Below are 17,600 nucleotides of genomic sequence, written 5' to 3'. Positions count from 1 at the left end.
GACCGGCCGCCGGGCCACGCCCGAACCCCGCGCCCGCCGCCCACCGGTGGCCGGACGCGGGGCGCGGCACGGCCCCGCGCGGTAAAGTGCGCAGATCATCCCAAGCCTGCTGCTCAAGCCAAGCCTGCTGCGGCCCGTACGGTGAGGCACCCACGTGTTGACCACATCGACTGCCAAGGTCCTCGAACCGGGCGATCTCGACGCCGCCCTCGCCGTACTCAACCGCGACCCGGTGGCCAACGCCTTCGTCACCTCCCGGGTCAATGTCGCCGGGCTCGACCCCTGGCGGCTCGGCGGCGAGATGTGGGGCTGGTACAGCGGCGGCAGACTCACCTCGCTCTGTTACGCGGGCGCCAACCTCGTACCGCTGTGCGCCACCCCCGAGGCCATCCGCGCCTTCGCCGAGCGCGCCCGCCGGGCCGGCCGCCGCTGCTCCTCGATCGTCGGCCCCGCGGAACCCACCGCCGACCTGTGGGCGCTCCTCGAACCCCACTGGGGCCCGGCCCGCGAGGTCCGCTCCCACCAGCCGCTGATGACCACCCGCGCGCTGCCCGCCGACATCACGCCCGACCCGCTGGTCCGCCGTGTCCGGCGCGACGAGATGGACGTGATCATGCCCGCGTGCGTGGCCATGTTCACCGAGGAGGTCGGCGTCTCCCCGCTCGCGGGCGACGGCGGCCTGCTCTACCAGGCCCGCGTCGCCGAACTGGTCTCCACCGGACGGGCTTTCGCCCGCATCGAGGACGGCCGGGTCGTCTTCAAGGCCGAGATCGGCGCCGTCACCCGGCACACCTGCCAGATCCAGGGCGTCTGGGTCGCCCCCGAACACCGCGGCAAGGGCCTGTCGGAGACGGGCATGGCCGCCGTCCTGCACTACGCCCTGCGCGATGTCGCCCCGGTCGCCAGCCTCTACGTCAACGACTTCAACGCCCCCGCGCGGGCCGCCTACCAGCGGGTCGGATTCTCCGAAGTCGGCGCGTTCATGAGTGTGTTGTTCTGACCGCGCTCGAAGGCCGCGGGCGCTGGGGGTAGTGTCCCGGCCCATGGAGAACGTGGTGGTCGGACCTGTCGACCTCGGCGCGCGGGTCGACGAAGCCCTCGCCGTACAGGCGCTCGCCTTCGGGCTCGGCCCCGGCGAGGTCGCCATCCGGCGGCAGATCGTGCTCCGGCACCTCAACTACCCCGGTGCGCGGGCCCTCGGCGCGCAGACCGACGACGGACGGCTGGTCGGCTTCGTCTACGGGCTGCCCAACGACCGCGGCCACTGGTGGTCGAGCGTCGTCCAGCCGTACCTGCGGCAGCGCGGCACCGACGGCTGGCTCGACGACTCCTTCGTCATCACCGAACTGCACGTGCTGCCCGACTTCCAGGGCCACCGGGTCGGCCGCCGCCTGATCACCGAGATCACCGACACCGCCACCGAGCCGCGCAGCATCCTCTCCGCGATCGACGGCGACAGCCCCGCCCGCCGCCTCTACCACGCCCTCGGGTACCAGGACCTGGCCCGCCCGGTGCACTTCCCGAGCGCCGCCCGCCCCTACGCCGTGATGGGCGCGCCGCTGCCGCTGCTGCGGTAGAGCGCGGCGCGGGGCGGGCGCGCGTGGGGGAAAAGGGTTGTGCGGGCGCCCGGCGGCCCGGCTACCCTCGCCGCACCCCCGACCTTCACGGAGAACGCCATGGTCCTGCGCATGTCCCGGCTGATGCTCAAGACGCTGCGCGACGCCCCGGCCGACGCGGAGACCGCCAGCCACAAGCTGCTGGTCCGCGCCGGATACGTGCGCCGCTCGTCCGCCGGGATGTGGACCTGGCTGCCGCTCGGCAAACGCGTCCTGGACAACGTCGCCCGCGTCGTACGCGAGGAGATGGAGGCGATCGGCGGCCAGGAAGTGCTGCTGCCCGCGCTCCTGCCCCGCGAGCAGTACGCGGCCACCGGACGCGCCGACGAGTACGGCGACCTGCTCTTCCGGCTCACCGACCGCAAGGGCGCCGACTATGTGCTCGGCCCCACCCACGAGGAGGTCTTCACGCAGATCGTGAAGGACCAGTGCACGTCCTACAAGGACCTGCCCCTGACCCTCTTCCAGATCCAGACCAAGTACCGCGACGAGGCCAGGCCCCGCTCGGGCGTGCTGCGCGGCCGCGAGTTCCAGATGAAGGACGCGTACTCCTTCGACACCGACGACGAAGGGCTCGCCGCGTCGTACCGGTTGCACCGGCAGGCGTACATCCGGATCTTCGAACGCCTCGGCTTCGACTTCCGCGTCGTCTCCGCCGTCTCCGGCGCCATGGGCGGCTCCGCCTCCGAGGAGTTCCTGGCGCCCGCCGCCGCGGGCGAGGACACCTTCGCGGACTGCCCCGCCTGCGACTACGCCGCCAATACGGAGGCGGTCACCTTCACGGCCGCGCCCGGTGACGCGGCTGCCGCTGAGCACGGCCCCGTCGAGGAGCTGGACACCCCCGACACCCCCACCATCGAATCGCTCGCCGCCCGCCTCGGCGTGCCCGCCTCCGCCACACTCAAGAACCTGCTGGTCACGGTGGACGGCGAGATCACCGCGGTCGGCGTCCCCGGCGACCGCGAGGTGGACCTCGGCAAGCTCGCGGAACACCTCGCGCCCGCAGCCGTCGCACTCGTCACCGCCGAGGACTTCGCCGACCGGCCCGATCTCGTACGCGGCTACGTCGGCCCCCAGGGCCTGGGCGTCCGCTACCTCGCCGATCCCCGGATCGCCCCCGGCACCGCGTGGGTCACCGGCGCCAACAAGCCCGGCAGGCACGCCGCCAACGTCGTCTGCGGCCGGGACTTCACCGTCGACCGCTACCTCGACGTGGTCACCGTCCGCGCCGGTGACCCCTGCCCCCGGTGCGGCACCGGGCTCCGCCTCGACCGGGCCATCGAGATCGGCCACATCTTCCAGCTCGGCCGCAAATACTCCGACGTCTTCCAGCTCGACGTCCTCGGGCGCGACGGCAAGCCCGTGCGCGTCACCATGGGCTGCTACGGCATCGGCGTCTCGCGCGCCGTCGCCGCCCTCGCCGAACAGACCGCCGACGACGCGGGGCTGTGCTGGCCCGCCGAGGTCGCCCCCGCCGACGTCCACGTCATCGCCGCTGGCAAGGCCGAACAGACCGCTCTCGCGGAGGAGGCCGCCGCCGCGCTGCACGCCGCGGGACTGCGGGTCCTCCTCGACGACCGGCCCTCCCTCTCGCCCGGCGTCAAATTCACCGACGCCGAGCTCATCGGCGTCCCCACCCTCCTCATCGCCGGCCGCCGCGCCCGCGACGCCGTCGTCGAGCTCAAGGACCGCCGCACCGGCACCCGCCGAGAGCTCCCCCTCCCCGAAGCCCTCGCCCTCCTCACCACCCCCCACTGACGGCTCGCCGCCGTGGCTGACCGCGCGGTGACGGCTCGAACCCGCCGTGCGGTCGGCGCGCCGCCGTCGTGGCTGGTCGCGCAGCTGGGGCACGACCCCGCCGTGCGGACGGCGCGCCGCCGCCGTGGCTGGTCGCGCAGTTCCCCGCGCCCCTTCGGGGCTCGAACCCGTCGTGCGGTCGGCGGTCGCGCGGGTCCCCGCGTCCCTGGGAAGGCGGCTCCTTGCGGGATCAGACCCACCCCCCGACTCAGCCCGTCCGGCGATTGAGGACTTGCGGGGAGGGGCGGGGTGGGGGCTAGAGCCAGGAGGCGAATTCGAGGAGGAGCTCGGCGGCTTCGCGGTCGCCGACGGAGAGGTACCAGACGCCGGCCTCGACGGCACGGAAGAGGGCCCAGCCGCGAAGGCGCTCGGGCTCGACCTCAAGAGCGGCGGCGAGCTTGGCGAGCCGCCGCCGGGCCGCGGCCCGGGAACCGGGCTGGGCGGCCAGGGTCGGAAGCCGGTCACGGACCAGCCACGCGAGATCGTAGGCCCGCTCACCGACCAGCGGCTTCGGGTCGATGGCCAGCCACGCCATCCGCTCCCCGGCCAGCACATTGCCGTGGTGATAATCCCCGTGCAGCAGCACCTCCTCGGCGCCCGAGGCGACCAGCTCCGCGTGCACCGACAGCGCCTCGTCGACGAGCCCGACCGCCTCGGCCGCCCAAGGCCGCTCCCGCCGCTCGCGCAGCAGCGCCACCAACGCGCCGGTGTAGTCGGCGACCGACGTGAAGGGATGCCCCTCGGCCGGCGGCACCCAGAGCCGCTGAAGAACCCCGGCGGCCTCCAGCATCGCCTTGGGCTCGGCGAGCGACCGCAGCGACACATCCGCCTGAAGCCGCTCCAGCAGCATCGCCCCCTCGCCGGGATCGGCGTCGAGGAGGCGTACGGCGCCCCGCCCGTCCCAGTGCGCGAGCGCCGCGTGCTCGTGCTCGGTCTCCCGCGTGACCATGCCGACCTTCAGCACCGCCGGCACCCCGTCCGCGGTGCGGACCAGCACGATCATGCTGATCTGGCCCCCGGCCGCGAAGACCCGCTCGACGGTCAGCCCCCACCGCTCCAGGTACCGCGCCACCCGGTCGGGGAGTTCGGCCAGCCACACCCGGCCCGCCTCGCCCTCCCAGGCCCCGACGGTGCGGACCAGCCGCTCCGGCGGCTCCAGCCGTACGCCTTCCGGCCCCCCGTGGTGCGCTGCTGAAGCCATCCCTGTGCGTTCCCTCCGTGTCGTGTGCGGCGGGGAACGGTGATCAGCTCCGTTCCGCCAACCCCGGGAAGGCTACGCTGCCGCCGCGCCACCGCACGGCACGCACCGCCGCCTCGCGCATGGCGCCCGCCGCGTCCCGCCTGATGTCCCCGATCGCGGACCGCACCACGTCGCCGTAGGCGCCCGCCACCCGCTCCTCCAGATACGCCGCCAGCCGCAGCGCCGCCGCCGCGTCCGCCACCGGGAACGGCAGCTGGTAACCCGCCGCCGCCGTCACCGGCACTCCGCCCAGATCGCGGACGGTACGGCCCAGCACGTCCCGCCGCGCGCGGTGCGCGTCGTACGCCTGCCGCGCCTCGGGCCGGCGGCTCCCGCCGACCAGGCCGCCCACGACCCCGTAGCCGTACACCGCCGCGTGCTCGGCGGCCAGCGCCGCCTGCGCCGCGTCCAGCACCGCGCTCATCGCACCGCCCCCTTCGTCCCGAGCAGCGCCACGTGCCCGGCGCCCGCCGCCGCCACCGACGCGAACAGCCGGGCCGTCTCGCCCGGCACATTGAGCAGCGCCGTCGCCCGGCTGTCGGCGAGCCGCCGCTCCTCGTCCGCCAGGGACTTCAGGGCCGCGGACGGCGAGGAGGCCGGGGGAGCGGACGGCGAGGAGGCGGGGGTCGCGGCGGACGTCGCGCCGGGGGACGGTGAGCCGGTCGGTACGGGCGCCGCCCGGCCGCCGAACGCGCCCACGTGCAGGGCCACTTCGGCCCGCAGCGGCGCCAGCCGACCGGCGAGCGCCGGATACGCGGCGGCCACCGCGTCGTACCGCGCCAGCAACGCCGCGCTGTCGCGGACCGCCTGGCGCAGCGCCAGCTCGCCCGGTTCGGGCAGCGTGGCCTTGTGTCCGGCCCCGTCCGAGCCCGCTGTTCCACCACCTCCCGAACACCCGGCACTGACGACAACGGCCGCCACCGCCACCACACTCCGCCTGCTGAGCCGAGGCACGTCCGGGATCATTGGGCGAGTGTAAGGGTGCGCGGGAGGGCGCTCGGCGCCGCCTCCCGGCGGCCCGCGATGGCGCGGCGACGTGTGGAAACTCGGGTAATCTCTCCTTTACACGCGACCTTCCACCACAACAGCACACGCGGCCGAGGAGTCACCCGGATGAGCACCACCCAGAGCGAGAGGCTGCGCGGGCTGCTTGAGCCGCTCGTCGTGAGGACGGGACTGGATCTGGAAGAGGTCACGGTGACGGCCGCGGGCAAGCGGCGGCAGTTGCTGGTCGTCGTGGACTCGGACGAGGGCGTGCAGCTCGACGCGGTCGCGGCGCTGAGCCGGGAGATCTCGCAGGCGCTGGACGCCTCGGACGCGATGGGCGACGCGGAGTACGTCCTGGAGGTCACCTCGCCGGGCACCGACCGGCCGCTGACCGAGCCCCGGCACTTCCGGCGCAACAGCGGCCGGCTGGTGAAGCTCCAGCTCAAGGAGCGCGGCGAGCTGATCGCGCGGATCATGACGGTGGACGACGCGGGTCTCGACCTGGAGGTCCCCGGCGTCAAGGGCCGCAAGCCCAAGCCCGCCCGCGCGGACTTCGCCGAGATCGAGAAGGCCCGCGTGGAGGTCGAGTTCAACCGCAAGAACGCGGCCGGTGACGACGTCCACGAGGGCGACGGCGTACAGGACGACGCGGACGACGACGTGCACGACGAAGACGTAGACGTACACGACGTACACGAAGACGACGAGAACGACGAGAACGACGAGGAGGCGTAGCCGTGGACATCGACATGAAGGCCCTGCGGGGTCTGGTGCAGGAGAGGCAGATCTCGTTCGACCTGCTGGTCGAGGCGATCGAGTCGGCGCTCCTCATCGCGTACCACCGCGAGCCCGGCAGCCACCGCAAGGCCCGCGTGGAGCTGGACCGCACCAGCGGACACGTGACCGTATGGGCGAAGGAGGACCCGGAGGAGGTCGCCGAGGACGCCGAGCCGCGCGAGTTCGACGACACCCCGACCGGCTTCGGCCGGATCGCCGCGTCGACCGCCAAACAGGTGATCCTCCAGCGGCTGCGCGACGCCGAGGACGACATCACCTTCGGGGAGTACGCGGGCCGCGAGGGCGACATCGTCTCCGGCCTGGTCCAGCAGGGCAAGGACCCGAAGAACGTGCTGGTCGACATCGGCAAGCTGGAGGCGATCCTGCCGGTCCAGGAGCAGGTGCCCGGCGAGGACTACCGGCACGGCACCCGGCTGCGGGCGTACGTGGTCCGGGTCGCCAAGGGCGTACGCGGCCCGTCGGTGACCCTGTCGCGGACCCACCCCAACCTGGTGAAGAAGCTCTTCGCGATGGAGGTCCCGGAGATCGCGGACGGCTCGGTGCTGATCGAGGCCATCGCCCGCGAGGCCGGACACCGTACGAAGATCGCGGTCCGCTCGACCCGCTCGGGGCTGAACGCCAAGGGCGCCTGCATCGGCCCGATGGGCGCGCGGGTACGGGCCGTGATGGCCGAGCTGAACAGCGAGAAGATCGACATCGTCGACTGGTCGGACGACCCGGCCGAGATGGTGGCGAACGCGCTGTCCCCGGCCCGCGTCTCCAAGGTCGAGGTGGTCGACGCCGGTGCCAGGTCGGCGCGGGTGACCGTGCCCGACTACCAGCTCTCGCTCGCCATCGGCAAGGAGGGGCAGAACGCCCGCCTGGCCGCCCGGCTGACCGGCTGGCGGATCGACATCCGCCCGGACACCGAGCAGCCGCAGAGCTGAGGGCCGGGCCCGGAACACGGACGGAAAGCGGTCGGCGGCGGGCGATGCATGCCCTCCGCCGACGGCGGGCAGGAAACGAACAACCGTGCGTCGGCACACTCGAAGGAGTGAGGTCGGTGCGGGGAGGTAGACTAAAGAGTGTCTGGTCGGACGCGAACCCCAGCATGCCCGGAGCGAAGTTGCATCGGCTGCCGGGAGCGTGCGGCCAAGAGCGAGCTGCTGCGTGTGGCGGTGGACGGTGACACCTGTGTTCCCGATCATCGCGGTACGCTGCCCGGTCGGGGTGCGTATCTGCACCCCGCCCTTGCCTGTCTGGACCTGGCGGTCCGCCGCCGGGCGTTCAACCGGGCCTTCAAAGGCCCGGTGACGCCCGACACCGCGGAGTTGCGCCGGTTCGTCGAGCAGGCAGCCCCGTAAGAAGTAGGAAGAACGGCACGGGTCACCGTGCGGTCAGGTACCTCGCGAGATGGAAGTAGGTCGAGATTGCGATGAGCACTCGATGAGTACGCGATGAGTACGCCCATGAAGTAGCGACGGTCCGGCGGACGATCACCCCGGACCTAAAAGGAGCGAAGTGGCTAAGGTCCGGGTATACGAACTCGCCAAGGAGATGGGAGTCGAGAGCAAGGTCGTCATGGCCAAGCTCCAAGAACTCGGCGAATTCGTCCGTTCGGCGTCCTCGACGATCGAGGCGCCGGTAGTCCGCAAGTTGACTGACGCTTTCCAGGGGCCCGGTGGCAACACCAAGTCCGCTGCGAAGCCCGCGGCGCCGCGCAAGAGCGCGCCCGCCGCCAAGCCGGCCGCGCCCACCCCGGGTGCGCCGGCCCGTCCCGCTGCCCCGGCGCCGAAGCCGGCCGCCGGCGGCCCCGTGACCCCGGCCGCGCCCGCGGCCCCGGTCGCCCCGAGCGCCGGCCCGGCCGCCGGTGCCGGTACCGCACCGACCCCCGCGGGCTCCGGCCCCCGCCCGGGTCCGAAGCCGGCCCCCGCCGCGCCCGCCCCGAAGCCCGCTCCGGCGGCTCCGGTGCCCGCGGCGGAGTTCCAGGCACCCCCGTCGGCGCCCGCGGCCCCGGCCGCGCCGCGCAGCGGTGGCGCCACCCCCGGCCCGCGCCCGGCGCGCCCGGCCCCCGCCCAGAGCGGCGGCACCGGCCAGCGCGACACCCGTGACGGCGGGGCCCGCCCCGCGCGTCCCGCCGGTCCCGGCCAGGGCGGTGCCCGCCCCGGCGGCGCCCGTCCCGCGGGCCCGCGTCCCGGCAACAACCCCTTCACGTCCGGCGGCTCCACCGGAATGCAGCGCCCCGGCGGCGCCCCGCGTCCCGGCGGCGACCGGCGTGACGACCGTCCCGCCCGCCCCGGCGGCCAGGGAGCCCCGGGCGGCATGCCGCGTCCCGGCGGCGCCCCGCGCCCCGGTGGTCAGGCCGGCGGTCCCGGCGGACAGCGTCCGTCCCCCGGCGGCATGCCCCGCCCGCAGTCCTCGGGCCCCCGCCCGAACCCCGGCATGATGCCGCAGCGGCCCGCGCCCTCCCCGGGCGGGCGTCCCGGCGGTGGCCCCGGCGGCCGTAGCGGTGGTCCCGGCGGCCGTCCCGGCGGCGGCGGTCCCGGCGCGCGTCCCGGCGGCGGCGGCGGTTTCGCCGGCCGTCCGGCGGGTCCCGGCGGCGGCGGTCGTCCCGGTGGCGGCGGTGGCGGCTTCGGCGGCCCGCGCCCCGGCGGCGGTGCTCCCGGCGGTGGCGGCGGCTTCGGCCCCCGTCCCGGCGGCTTCGGCGGGCGTCCCGGCGGTCCGGGCGGCCGTGGTGGCACGCAGGGCGCGTTCGGTCGCGGCCCCGGCGGCCGTCCGGCGCGCGGCCGTAAGAGCAAGCGTCAGCGGCGCCAGGAGTACGAGGCCATGCAGGCCCCGTCCGTGGGCGGCGTGCTGCTGCCCCGCGGCAACGGCCAGACCGTGCGCCTGTCGCGCGGTGCCTCGCTCACCGACTTCGCCGAGAAGATCAACGCCAACCCGGCGTCGCTCGTTCAGGTGATGCTCAACCTCGGTGAGATGGTCACGGCGACCCAGTCGGTCTCCGACTCCACGCTGGAGCTGCTCGCCGGCGAGATGAACTACGTGCTGGAGATCGTCAGCCCGGAGGAGGAGGACCGCGAGCTGCTCGAGTCGTTCTCCATCGAGTTCGGTGAGGACGAGGGCGGCGAGGAGATGCTCGTCTCCCGCCCGCCGGTCGTGACCGTCATGGGTCACGTCGACCACGGTAAGACCAGGCTTCTCGACGCGATCCGCAAGACCAACGTGGTCGCGGGCGAGGCCGGTGGCATCACCCAGCACATCGGTGCCTACCAGGTCGCCACCGAGGTCAACGGCGAAGAGCGCGCCATCACCTTCATCGACACCCCGGGCCACGAGGCGTTCACCGCCATGCGTGCCCGCGGCGCCAAGTCCACCGACATCGCGATCCTGGTGGTCGCGGCCAACGACGGTGTGATGCCGCAGACGATCGAGGCGCTGAACCACGCCAAGGCGGCCGACGTGCCGATCGTGGTCGCGGTCAACAAGATCGACGTCGAGGGTGCCGACCCGACCAAGGTGCGCGGACAGCTCACCGAGTTCGGTCTGGTGGCCGAGGAGTACGGCGGCGACACGATGTTCGTCGACATCTCCGCGAAGCAGGGTCTCAACATCGACTCCCTGCTGGAGGCCGTGGTCCTGACCGCGGACGCCTCGCTCGACCTGCGGGCCAACCCGGAGCAGGACGCGCAGGGCATCGCGATCGAGGCGCACCTCGACCGCGGCCGCGGCGCCGTGGCGACCGTCCTGGTCCAGCGCGGCACGCTGCGGGTCGGCGACACCATGGTGGTCGGCGACGCGTACGGCCGAGTCCGCGCGATGCTCGACGACAAGGGCGAGAACGTGGAGGAGGCGACCCCGTCGACCCCCGTCCTCGTGCTCGGTCTCACCAACGTGCCCGGCGCGGGCGACAACTTCCTCGTCGTGGACGAGGACCGCACCGCCCGCCAGATCGCCGAGAAGCGGGCCGCGCGCGAGCGCAACGTCCGCTTCGCCCGCAAGGGTGTCCGGTTCTCCCTGGAGAACCTGGACGAGGCGCTCAAGGCCGGTCTGGTCCAGGAGCTCAACCTCATCATCAAGGGCGACGCGTCCGGTTCGGTGGAGGCTCTCGAGTCCTCGCTGCTCCAGCTCGACGTCGGCGACGAGGTCGACATCCGGGTCCTGCACCGCGGTGTGGGTGCGGTCACCGAGTCGGACATCGACCTGGCGACCGGCTCCGACGCCATCGTCATCGGCTTCAACGTCCGCGCGGCCGGCCGTGCCGCGCAGATGGCGGAGCGCGAGGGTGTCGACGTCCGCTACTACTCGGTGATCTACCAGGCCATCGAGGAGATCGAGGCGGCCCTCAAGGGCATGCTCAAGCCGGAGTACGAGGAGGTCGAGCTGGGCACCGCGGAGATCCGCGAGGTCTTCCGCTCCTCCAAGCTCGGCAACATCGCCGGTGTGCTGGTCCGCTCCGGCGAGGTCAAGCGCAACACCAAGGCCCGTCTGCTCCGCGACGGCAAGGTCATCGCGGAGAACCTCAACATCGACGGCCTGCGCCGCTTCAAGGACGACGTCACCGAGATTCGTGAGGGTTACGAGGGCGGTATCAACCTCGGCAACTACAACGACATCAAGATCGACGACGTCATCGCGACGTACGAGATGCGCGAGAAGCCGCGCGGCTGACGCGGCTGCCCGGCCGTGCGGTACGCCGTACGGCCGGGCGACGGTCCGGGGCCGGGGCCGGTCGGCGGGAGAAATCCCGTCGATCGGCCCCGGCCGTCGGCTGTAACGTCGTACCCATGTACGCAGGCACGCTGTGCTTCGACCTGCTCCTGGGTGACGTACGGTCCCTGAAGGAGAAGCGGTCCCTCGTCCGTCCGATCGTCGCCGAGCTGCACCGCAAATTCGCGGTGAGCGTGGCGGAGACCGGCGACCAGGACCTCTATCGCAGGGCCGAAATAGGAATCGCGGTGGTGTCGGGAGACCTCGGACACCTCAAGGACGTACTCGACCGGTGCGAACGCTGGATGATCGCCCGTCCCGAAGTGGAACTGCTGTCGGCACGGCAGCGTATCCACGGCGACGACGAGTGAGCAGAACGCCCAAGGACACAGAGAGAAGAAGACGATGACCGACACCGCGCGGGCGCGAAAGCTGGCCGACCGCATCCGGGTCGTGGTCGCGGAGACCCTGCAACGGCGGATCAAGGATCCGCGGCTGGGGTACGTGACGATCACCGACACCCGGGTCACCGGCGACCTGCGGGAGGCGACCGTCTTCTACACGGTCTACGGAGACGACGAGGAGCGGGCGGCCTCCGCCGCGGCCCTGGAGAGCGCCAAGGGTGTGCTGCGCTCCGAGGTCGGACGGCAGACCGGGGTGCGGTTCACCCCGAGCCTGGCCTTCGTCGCCGACGCCCTGCCCGACAACGCCAAGACCATCGACGACCTGCTCGCCAAGGCCCGCGCGGCCGACGAGGAGGTCCGCAAGTCCGCCACCGACGCGCAGTACGCGGGCGAGGCGGACCCGTACCGCAAGCCGTCCGACGACGAACTGGACGACGACGACCTCGACGTCCCGGCCGCCGCCGACCCGGACACCCGGCCCGACTCCGAGGGCGGTCCGGCAAGCGCATGACACATACCGGCTCTGAGCGACCGGAGGCGAGCCGAGCGCGGAAGGGGGCCCCGTCCGGGCTTGTCGTCGTCGACAAGCCCGGCGGGCTCACCTCGCACGGGGTGGTGTCGCGGATGCGGCGGCTGGCCGGGACCAGGCGGGTCGGGCACGCGGGCACGCTGGACCCGATGGCGACCGGGGTGCTGATCCTCGGCGTCGAGAAGGCCACCCGGCTGCTCGGCCACCTCGCGCTCACCGAGAAGGAGTACGTCGCCACGATCCGGCTCGGCCGGACGACGGTGACGGACGACGCCGAGGGCGAGATCACCGCCGTCGCCGACGCCACCGGGGTCACCAGGGAGAGCGTGGACGCCGGGATCGCCGCGCTGACCGGCCCGATCCAGCAGGTCCCCTCCAAGGTCAGCGCGATCAAGGTGAACGGCGTGCGGTCGTACACCCGGGTCAGGGAGGGCGAGGAGTTCGAGCTGGCCGCCCGGCCGGTGACGGTCCACTCCTTCACCGTCCAGGACATGCGGCGGGTCGACGAGCCCGAGGACGCCGTCGGCGCCGTCGACCTCGACGTGACCGTCGTCTGCTCCTCCGGCACCTACATCCGGGCCCTCGCCCGCGACCTGGGCGCCGGGCTCGGCGTCGGCGGCCACCTGACCGCGCTGCGCCGCACCCGCGTCGGCCCGTACGGGCTGGACACCGCGCGCACGCTGGAGCAGTTGGAGGAGTCCTGCACGGTCATGCCGATCGAGCAGGCGGCCGACGCGGCCTTCCCGCGCTGGGACGTGGACGCCGACCAGGCCCGGCTGCTGGCCAACGGCGTCCGCATCAAGGCCCCGGCGCTGCCCGACGGGCCGACCGCCGTCTTCGGCCCCGACGGCCGCTTCCTGGCCCTGGTGGAGGAGAAGGACGGCCAGGTGAAGATCGTGGCGGTCTTCCCGGAATAGCCGTCCGTCCCCCCTGCGCCCGTGCCCGGCCCGGTGTGACCGGGCCGGGCTCTGGACACCGTGGAGCGCGGCCGTCTGTCCCCTGAGCGGCCCCGCTCCACGATCCCCCTCGGTCCCCCCTCACGTCTCCCTATCCATCCGGAACCCGGAAATCACCCCAATGGGCGGGCGCTCGGAGTGAAGCGAGGGAGCACAGGGGGGCGCTTTTCTTCCGCGATCTAGGCGGGAGATCATCGGGCACCTACCGTCGAAGCGGGACGAAACGGGGCGCGGCGGTGGGGGAGGTGCCCGATGGCGGTACGCGGGGCCGACGTGGACGACGCGTTGGTGCGGGTCTGTGACCTGGCGGGACGGCCACGCGGGACGGGTTTCCTCGCGGACGCCGACGGCACGATGGTGACCAGTCACGAGGCGGTCGACGGGCTCGCCCGGCTGGTGCTGCACGCGCCGGGGGACCAGGTGTGCCTGGTCGAGGCGGAAGCGATCACCGTACTGCCCGAAGCCGGGCTCGCGCTGGTCGCCACCGAGGGGCTGAATCTGCCGCCGCTGCCGATCGCGCCCCGCGGCCCGGCCCACCCCGAGCGACGGGTACGGCTGAAGGTCCCGCAGTGGACCGACGGCGTCGTCCTCGGCACCGCGTCCGTCACGTACACCGCCACCGACCGCTTCCACCTGCTGGAGGAGGTCTACGAACTGGGCCTCGGCGCCACCGACATGAGCCGGGTCGCGCCCCAGTCCTCCGGCGCGCCGCTGATCGACGCGGCGACCGGCGCGGTACTCGCGGTCGCGGTCACCGCGCTGCACGCGGGACACCGGGCGGCCGGTTTCGCCGTACCGCTGCGGGCCGGACCCGGCACGCCGGAACCGCTGGCCGCGCTGCTGGCCAGGAACGCGGCGACGGTGCCCGCCTACGGTCCGCACCTCAACCTCGCGGGCGCGCTCCAGCTCACGGGTACGTCGGTCGGCTCCGCGGCCGGGCCCGGCCAGTGGCGGGAGCCGGTCGCCAGGCCCGAAGTCGCCGACGCGCTACGGGACTTCCTCGCGCCGCGGGGCGAGACCGCGCCGCTGGTGCTCGGCCTGGTCGGCGACCCCGGCAGCGGGCGCAGCACCGAACTGGCCGCGCTGGCGGCCCGCCGGGCGCGCGGCGCGGAACCCGCGCCGACCATCTGGCTGCGCGGCGCCGAACTGCGGCCGGGCGACGGCGGGATCAAGGACGCCGTCGAACGCTCGCTGCGGACCGCCGCCCGGATCGTGTGCGCCGCCGCCGGGCGCGGCGGCGCTGTGGGCGGCGACCCGCCGTTCGCCTCGCCCGACGCCGTCGCGGCGCTCGCGCGGGCCGCGGGACGGCCGCTGCTCGTCCTGCTCGACGCGCCCGAGGAGATGCCCCCGGTCCTCGCGCACGCGCTCGCCGACTGGACGGCGGGCACGGCGAGTTGGCTGCGCGCGGGCGGGGTGCGGCTGATCGTCGGCTGCCGCCCGGAGTTCTGGGAACAGGCCGGGTCGCTGCTGCCCGCGGGAATGGCGTACGCGCCGCCGCCCGCCCCGTACGTCGCCGTCCGCGCGCTGCCGCCCTGCCTGCGGCTCGGCGACCTGACCGACGTCCAGGCGGTCCGCGCGCGGACCCGCCACGGCCTGGCACCGGACGCCCTGCGGCCCGCCGACGCCGCGCACCCGCTGGCGCTGCGCCTGCTCTCCGAGATCCAGGCGTCGCTGCCCGGCGGCACCGCCACGGACGGCGCCGCGCCGACCCGCGCCGAGATCTTCGCCGCCCACCTGGACCTGGTGTGCCTGCGGATCGCGGTCCGGCTGGCCGCGAGCGCCGAGCGGCCGGTACGCGGCAACGGCGTACGGCGGCTGGCCACGCGGGTGGCCGGGCAGGTGCACGAGGCGGCGCGGCGCTGTCTGGGGCCGGGGCAGGGCGAGTTGGACCGCGAGTCCTTCGAAGACCTCTTCCCGTGGCGTACGGGGTGGGCGTCCGCCGTCCTCACCGAAGGGCTGCTGGTGCCCGCGGGCGCCGGATACCGCTTCGCGCACGAGGAGGTCGCCGACTGGCTCCAGGGCCTCCACCTCGACCTGGACGCGGCCCTGCACGCCCTGGTCCACCGCTGGTTCGCGGCACCGGCGGGCGGCACGGAGGCGCCGGTACGGCTGCCGCAGCGGCCCGCCGCCGTCCACGCGGGCGAGCCGCCCGTCCCGCCCGCCCCGGCCGTCGCCCCGCCCTCGGGGCCGCGCTCCCTCCCCGTCCCGCGCCACCGCCTCGGCCCGGTCCTCCAGGCCATGCTCGCCACCGACCCCGACACCCTCACCCGCCATCTGCGCCACCTCATCCACCGCCTCGACCACCAGGCCATCGCCCCCACCCGCCATGTCAGCGCCCCGGACCCGGACCCGGCCGCGCCGCCGCGCCGCCCGGCCCCCGTGCGCCGCCCCGCGTGGGACGCCTGCACGGACGCCTATCTCGACACCGAGACGGTCCCGAACCCCCGCTCCCGTCGGCGCCCCCGCCCGACGCCCGCGGGTCCGTGCCAGGGAGGCGGGGGCGGCGGAGGCGAGGGGGTGCCGGACGGGGGTACGGGCGTTGGCGGCGGGCCGGTGGGGTTGCTCGCCGGGAGCGCGGGAGCGCCGGGCGGGGGAGTGGGCGTGGTGCCCGCTGGCGGTGCGGGAGGCGGTGCGGGGGTGCCCGGCGGCGGTCCTGCGGGGTGGTCGGTGGCGTGCGGCGGGTGGCCGAGTGGCGGCGGCGGTACGGGCGGGGCCGGGGCTGGTGCCGGCGGGCAGCGGGCCTCCGGCGGCGGTCCCGCGACGGTCGGTTCGGGGCAGCGGCTGGACGGCGGAGACAGCGCGCCGGGTCGGGGGCCGTGCGGGGGGCCGGACGAGGGCGGGGGCGCGGCGTGGGGGCACTCCTCGTGCGAAGGCGGAGGACCGTCGTACGCGAGCGGGCCGCGGGCCCGGCGCGGTGACGGGGTGTCGGCGCGGCGGGGGGATGCCGTGTGGTGGGCCGCGCATCTGGTGGGAGAGGTGCTGACGCGGCTCGGGGACGCGCGGAACTACCGGGGCGTGCTGCGGCTGTTGGCCGAACGGGTCGCGGTGCGGTCGGTGGAGCGCGGAGGGTTCACGCCCGAAGGGCTCGGCGGGCTGGGCGAGTTCGGCCCGGCGTTCTGGCGGCGGGTGCCGTTGCCGCTGGGGGAACGGCTCGAACTGCTGCGGCTGCTGCTGCCCGCCGATCGGCCGCCCGTACCCGGTGAACCGGCCGACCCCGAGACCCGCTTCCTGCCCGCCGTCGCGGAGCTGCTGCGGGAGGCGCCGGCCGAGGCCCTGGCGGCGGTGTGCGGGTGGTTCGACGACGACCGGCCGCTCCAGACGGCGCCGGGCGCGGACGGCCCCCGGCTGACCGTCGCGTCCGCCGCGCAGGCGCTGCTGCACACCCACCGGCGGCTCGCCGTGGACGAGTTGACCGAGGCGCTGGTGGCCGCAGGGCACCCCGGCGCCGACGAAGTGCTCGCCGCGCTCGCCGAGGACGAGCCGTCCGCCGTATGCAGGGCCGTCGACCGGTGGGCGCACGACCCGCGCCCCGACCGCCATGTCGCGGCAGCCTCGTACGGCCGCCGCGCCGCCGCGTTCGTACGCTCGGAGGCCGACCGGGAACTGCTGCGGTACGCGGCCCTCGCGATCCTGGCCCGCCCCGGCGACTGCACCCTGCACGGCGCCGCGCTCGGCCTGCTGGTACGGGATTCGGTGACACGTTCCCGCCATCTCGACGCGGCGCTGCGGCACTTCGCGGCGGGCGATCCCCATCTGCCCGCGGGCGCACTGGCGGCAGCCCTCGGCACGCACCCCGAACCCGTACTCGCCGCCTTCCAGACCCGGCTGCGCGCCCCCTACCCCGACGGGGGAACCGCCGAGGTGCTGGACGAACTGGCCGGGGTCACCTCGCCCGCCCTCGCCCGGCGCGCCGCCGCCCTGGCCCAGGACCATCTGCTGCACCACCCGGACGGCGCGGCCGACGTCGCCCGCTTCCTGGACCGGCGGCTGGAACAGGGCCCCGGCGTCCGGGCCGTCCTGCTGCCGCTGGCCGCCGCGCTCATGACCGACCACCCGCCGGACGTCCGCCGCGCACTGCTCCCGGTTTTCGCCGCCCCCGGCACCCACCTGTCCCGGCCGCTGCGCCAGGAACTCCTCGACATGGTGCTCGCGGCGGAACGCGACCCCGGCGTCCTGGACGCCCTGCTCGCCGCCGCGGCGGACGGCTGCCACCGCAGGCCGACCGTCCTCACCCGCGACCTGGTCCACCGCGTCGGCCTGCTTCTCGGCCGTACGCCGGAGGGCGCCGCGCAGTTCGACCGCCGGGTCGTCGAACTGGCCGCTTCCTGGCCCGACTTCGGCCGCCTGGTGCGCGAATGGCTCAAGACGGGCGGCACATGGGACGCGGTGATCGGCCCGAGCGCGAGACGCCGCCTGGAGGCGGCGGCCTGACGGGACTGGCCGGGGATCTCCGTAGCGGCCACCTCGGATCGTCGGCCCATGACCGCCCGTGACCCTCTGGCGTTGGTGGGGGACAGCCCGTCAGCCCGTCAGCGCGTCAACTGCCCGGTGACCGGCCGCTGTCAGGGCGGCCGGAAACCGCCGTTT

General features: G+C 74.5%; 14 protein-coding genes. 11 read left to right on the top strand and 3 right to left on the bottom strand.

What is annotated here, in order from left to right:
* Positions 1-154: 154 nt before the first annotated feature.
* The 3 genes from ACIP4Z_RS08575 (at position 155) to ACIP4Z_RS08565 (ending at position 3,374) form a co-directional block, all read left to right on the top strand.
* Positions 155-1,000 carry a GNAT family N-acetyltransferase gene (locus ACIP4Z_RS08575; RefSeq protein ID WP_401306076.1) on the top strand — a complete coding sequence of 282 codons (846 nt, stop codon included), beginning with the start codon at positions 155-157 and terminating at the stop codon, positions 998-1,000.
* Between the two features lie 43 nt (positions 1,001-1,043).
* Entirely contained in the window at positions 1,044-1,577 is a 534-nt protein-coding gene (locus ACIP4Z_RS08570; RefSeq protein WP_355350329.1) for a GNAT family N-acetyltransferase, read from the top strand.
* Positions 1,578-1,676: 99 nt separating this feature from the next.
* Entirely contained in the window at positions 1,677-3,374 is a 1,698-nt protein-coding gene (locus ACIP4Z_RS08565; RefSeq protein ID WP_401306074.1) for a proline--tRNA ligase, read from the top strand.
* Between the two features lie 295 nt (positions 3,375-3,669).
* On the opposite strand, the gene ACIP4Z_RS08560 is transcribed toward ACIP4Z_RS08565, so the two are convergent.
* The 3 genes from ACIP4Z_RS08560 to ACIP4Z_RS08550 are packed head-to-tail and all read right to left on the bottom strand — an operon-like array spanning position 3,670 to position 5,619.
* Positions 3,670-4,614 (bottom strand): aminoglycoside phosphotransferase family protein, encoded by a 945-nt coding sequence (locus ACIP4Z_RS08560; RefSeq protein WP_401306072.1) that lies wholly within the window; start codon positions 4,612-4,614, stop codon positions 3,670-3,672.
* Between the two features lie 43 nt (positions 4,615-4,657).
* Positions 4,658-5,077, bottom strand: coding sequence for a ferritin-like domain-containing protein (locus ACIP4Z_RS08555; RefSeq protein WP_355350320.1), 420 nt, complete (start codon positions 5,075-5,077; stop codon positions 4,658-4,660).
* The gene (locus tag ACIP4Z_RS08550; RefSeq protein ID WP_391050313.1) at positions 5,074-5,619 is read right to left on the bottom strand and encodes a hypothetical protein; all 546 of its coding nucleotides are present in this window, start codon (positions 5,617-5,619) and stop codon (positions 5,074-5,076) included. The genes ACIP4Z_RS08555 and ACIP4Z_RS08550 overlap by 4 nt, the downstream gene beginning before the upstream one ends.
* A 147-nt stretch (positions 5,620-5,766) precedes the next feature.
* Here ACIP4Z_RS08550 and rimP point away from each other — a divergent pair, with 147 nt between their 5' ends.
* From rimP to ACIP4Z_RS08510, 8 genes are all read left to right on the top strand, one after another.
* Complete coding sequence (gene rimP / locus ACIP4Z_RS08545) at positions 5,767-6,375, top strand: ribosome maturation factor RimP (RefSeq protein WP_401306069.1); 609 nt, start codon at positions 5,767-5,769, stop codon at positions 6,373-6,375.
* A gap of 2 nt (positions 6,376-6,377) precedes the next feature.
* On the top strand, positions 6,378-7,364 hold the full coding sequence (gene nusA / locus ACIP4Z_RS08540; protein ID WP_188279440.1) for a transcription termination factor NusA: 987 nt from the start codon (positions 6,378-6,380) through the stop codon (positions 7,362-7,364).
* Between the two features lie 138 nt (positions 7,365-7,502).
* Positions 7,503-7,781 (top strand): YlxR family protein, encoded by a 279-nt coding sequence (locus ACIP4Z_RS08535; protein ID WP_355350310.1) that lies wholly within the window; start codon positions 7,503-7,505, stop codon positions 7,779-7,781.
* Positions 7,782-7,938: 157 nt separating this feature from the next.
* On the top strand, positions 7,939-11,085 hold the full coding sequence (gene infB, locus ACIP4Z_RS08530; protein WP_366823806.1) for a translation initiation factor IF-2: 3,147 nt from the start codon (positions 7,939-7,941) through the stop codon (positions 11,083-11,085).
* 116 nt (positions 11,086-11,201) lie between these two features.
* The gene (locus ACIP4Z_RS08525; protein WP_355349778.1) at positions 11,202-11,495 is read left to right on the top strand and encodes a DUF503 domain-containing protein; all 294 of its coding nucleotides are present in this window, start codon (positions 11,202-11,204) and stop codon (positions 11,493-11,495) included.
* Between the two features lie 34 nt (positions 11,496-11,529).
* Entirely contained in the window at positions 11,530-12,039 is a 510-nt protein-coding gene (gene rbfA, locus ACIP4Z_RS08520; RefSeq protein ID WP_391050311.1) for a 30S ribosome-binding factor RbfA, read from the top strand.
* Complete coding sequence (gene truB, locus ACIP4Z_RS08515) at positions 12,036-12,974, top strand: tRNA pseudouridine(55) synthase TruB (protein ID WP_355349784.1); 939 nt, start codon at positions 12,036-12,038, stop codon at positions 12,972-12,974. The genes rbfA and truB overlap by 4 nt, the downstream gene beginning before the upstream one ends.
* Positions 12,975-13,265: 291 nt before the next feature.
* On the top strand, positions 13,266-17,444 hold the full coding sequence (locus ACIP4Z_RS08510; RefSeq protein WP_401306065.1) for a serine protease: 4,179 nt from the start codon (positions 13,266-13,268) through the stop codon (positions 17,442-17,444).
* Positions 17,445-17,600: the final 156 nt, after the last annotated feature.

The sequence above is a fragment of the Streptomyces sp. NPDC088910 genome, from assembly GCF_044749865.1.
In the GTDB taxonomy this organism is placed as follows: domain Bacteria; phylum Actinomycetota; class Actinomycetes; order Streptomycetales; family Streptomycetaceae; genus Actinacidiphila.
This window is presented reverse-complemented; position numbering and strand designations above follow the sequence as displayed.

Excerpts from the sequence above, each read along its gene's own strand:
- ACIP4Z_RS08570 (WP_355350329.1), top strand. The coding sequence starts at position 1,044 with ATGGAGAACGTGGTGGTCGGACCTGTCGACCTCGGCGCGCGGGTCGAC.
- ACIP4Z_RS08565 (WP_401306074.1), top strand. The coding sequence starts at position 1,677 with ATGGTCCTGCGCATGTCCCGGCTGATGCTCAAGACGCTGCGCGACGCC.
- ACIP4Z_RS08560 (WP_401306072.1), bottom strand. The coding sequence starts at position 4,614 with ATGGCTTCAGCAGCGCACCACGGGGGGCCGGAAGGCGTACGGCTGGAG.
- ACIP4Z_RS08555 (WP_355350320.1), bottom strand. The coding sequence starts at position 5,077 with ATGAGCGCGGTGCTGGACGCGGCGCAGGCGGCGCTGGCCGCCGAGCAC.
- ACIP4Z_RS08550 (WP_391050313.1), bottom strand. The coding sequence starts at position 5,619 with ATGATCCCGGACGTGCCTCGGCTCAGCAGGCGGAGTGTGGTGGCGGTG.
- rimP (WP_401306069.1), top strand. The coding sequence starts at position 5,767 with ATGAGCACCACCCAGAGCGAGAGGCTGCGCGGGCTGCTTGAGCCGCTC.
- ACIP4Z_RS08525 (WP_355349778.1), top strand. The coding sequence starts at position 11,202 with ATGTACGCAGGCACGCTGTGCTTCGACCTGCTCCTGGGTGACGTACGG.
- rbfA (WP_391050311.1), top strand. The coding sequence starts at position 11,530 with ATGACCGACACCGCGCGGGCGCGAAAGCTGGCCGACCGCATCCGGGTC.
- truB (WP_355349784.1), top strand. The coding sequence starts at position 12,036 with ATGACACATACCGGCTCTGAGCGACCGGAGGCGAGCCGAGCGCGGAAG.
- ACIP4Z_RS08510 (WP_401306065.1), top strand. The coding sequence starts at position 13,266 with ATGGCGGTACGCGGGGCCGACGTGGACGACGCGTTGGTGCGGGTCTGT.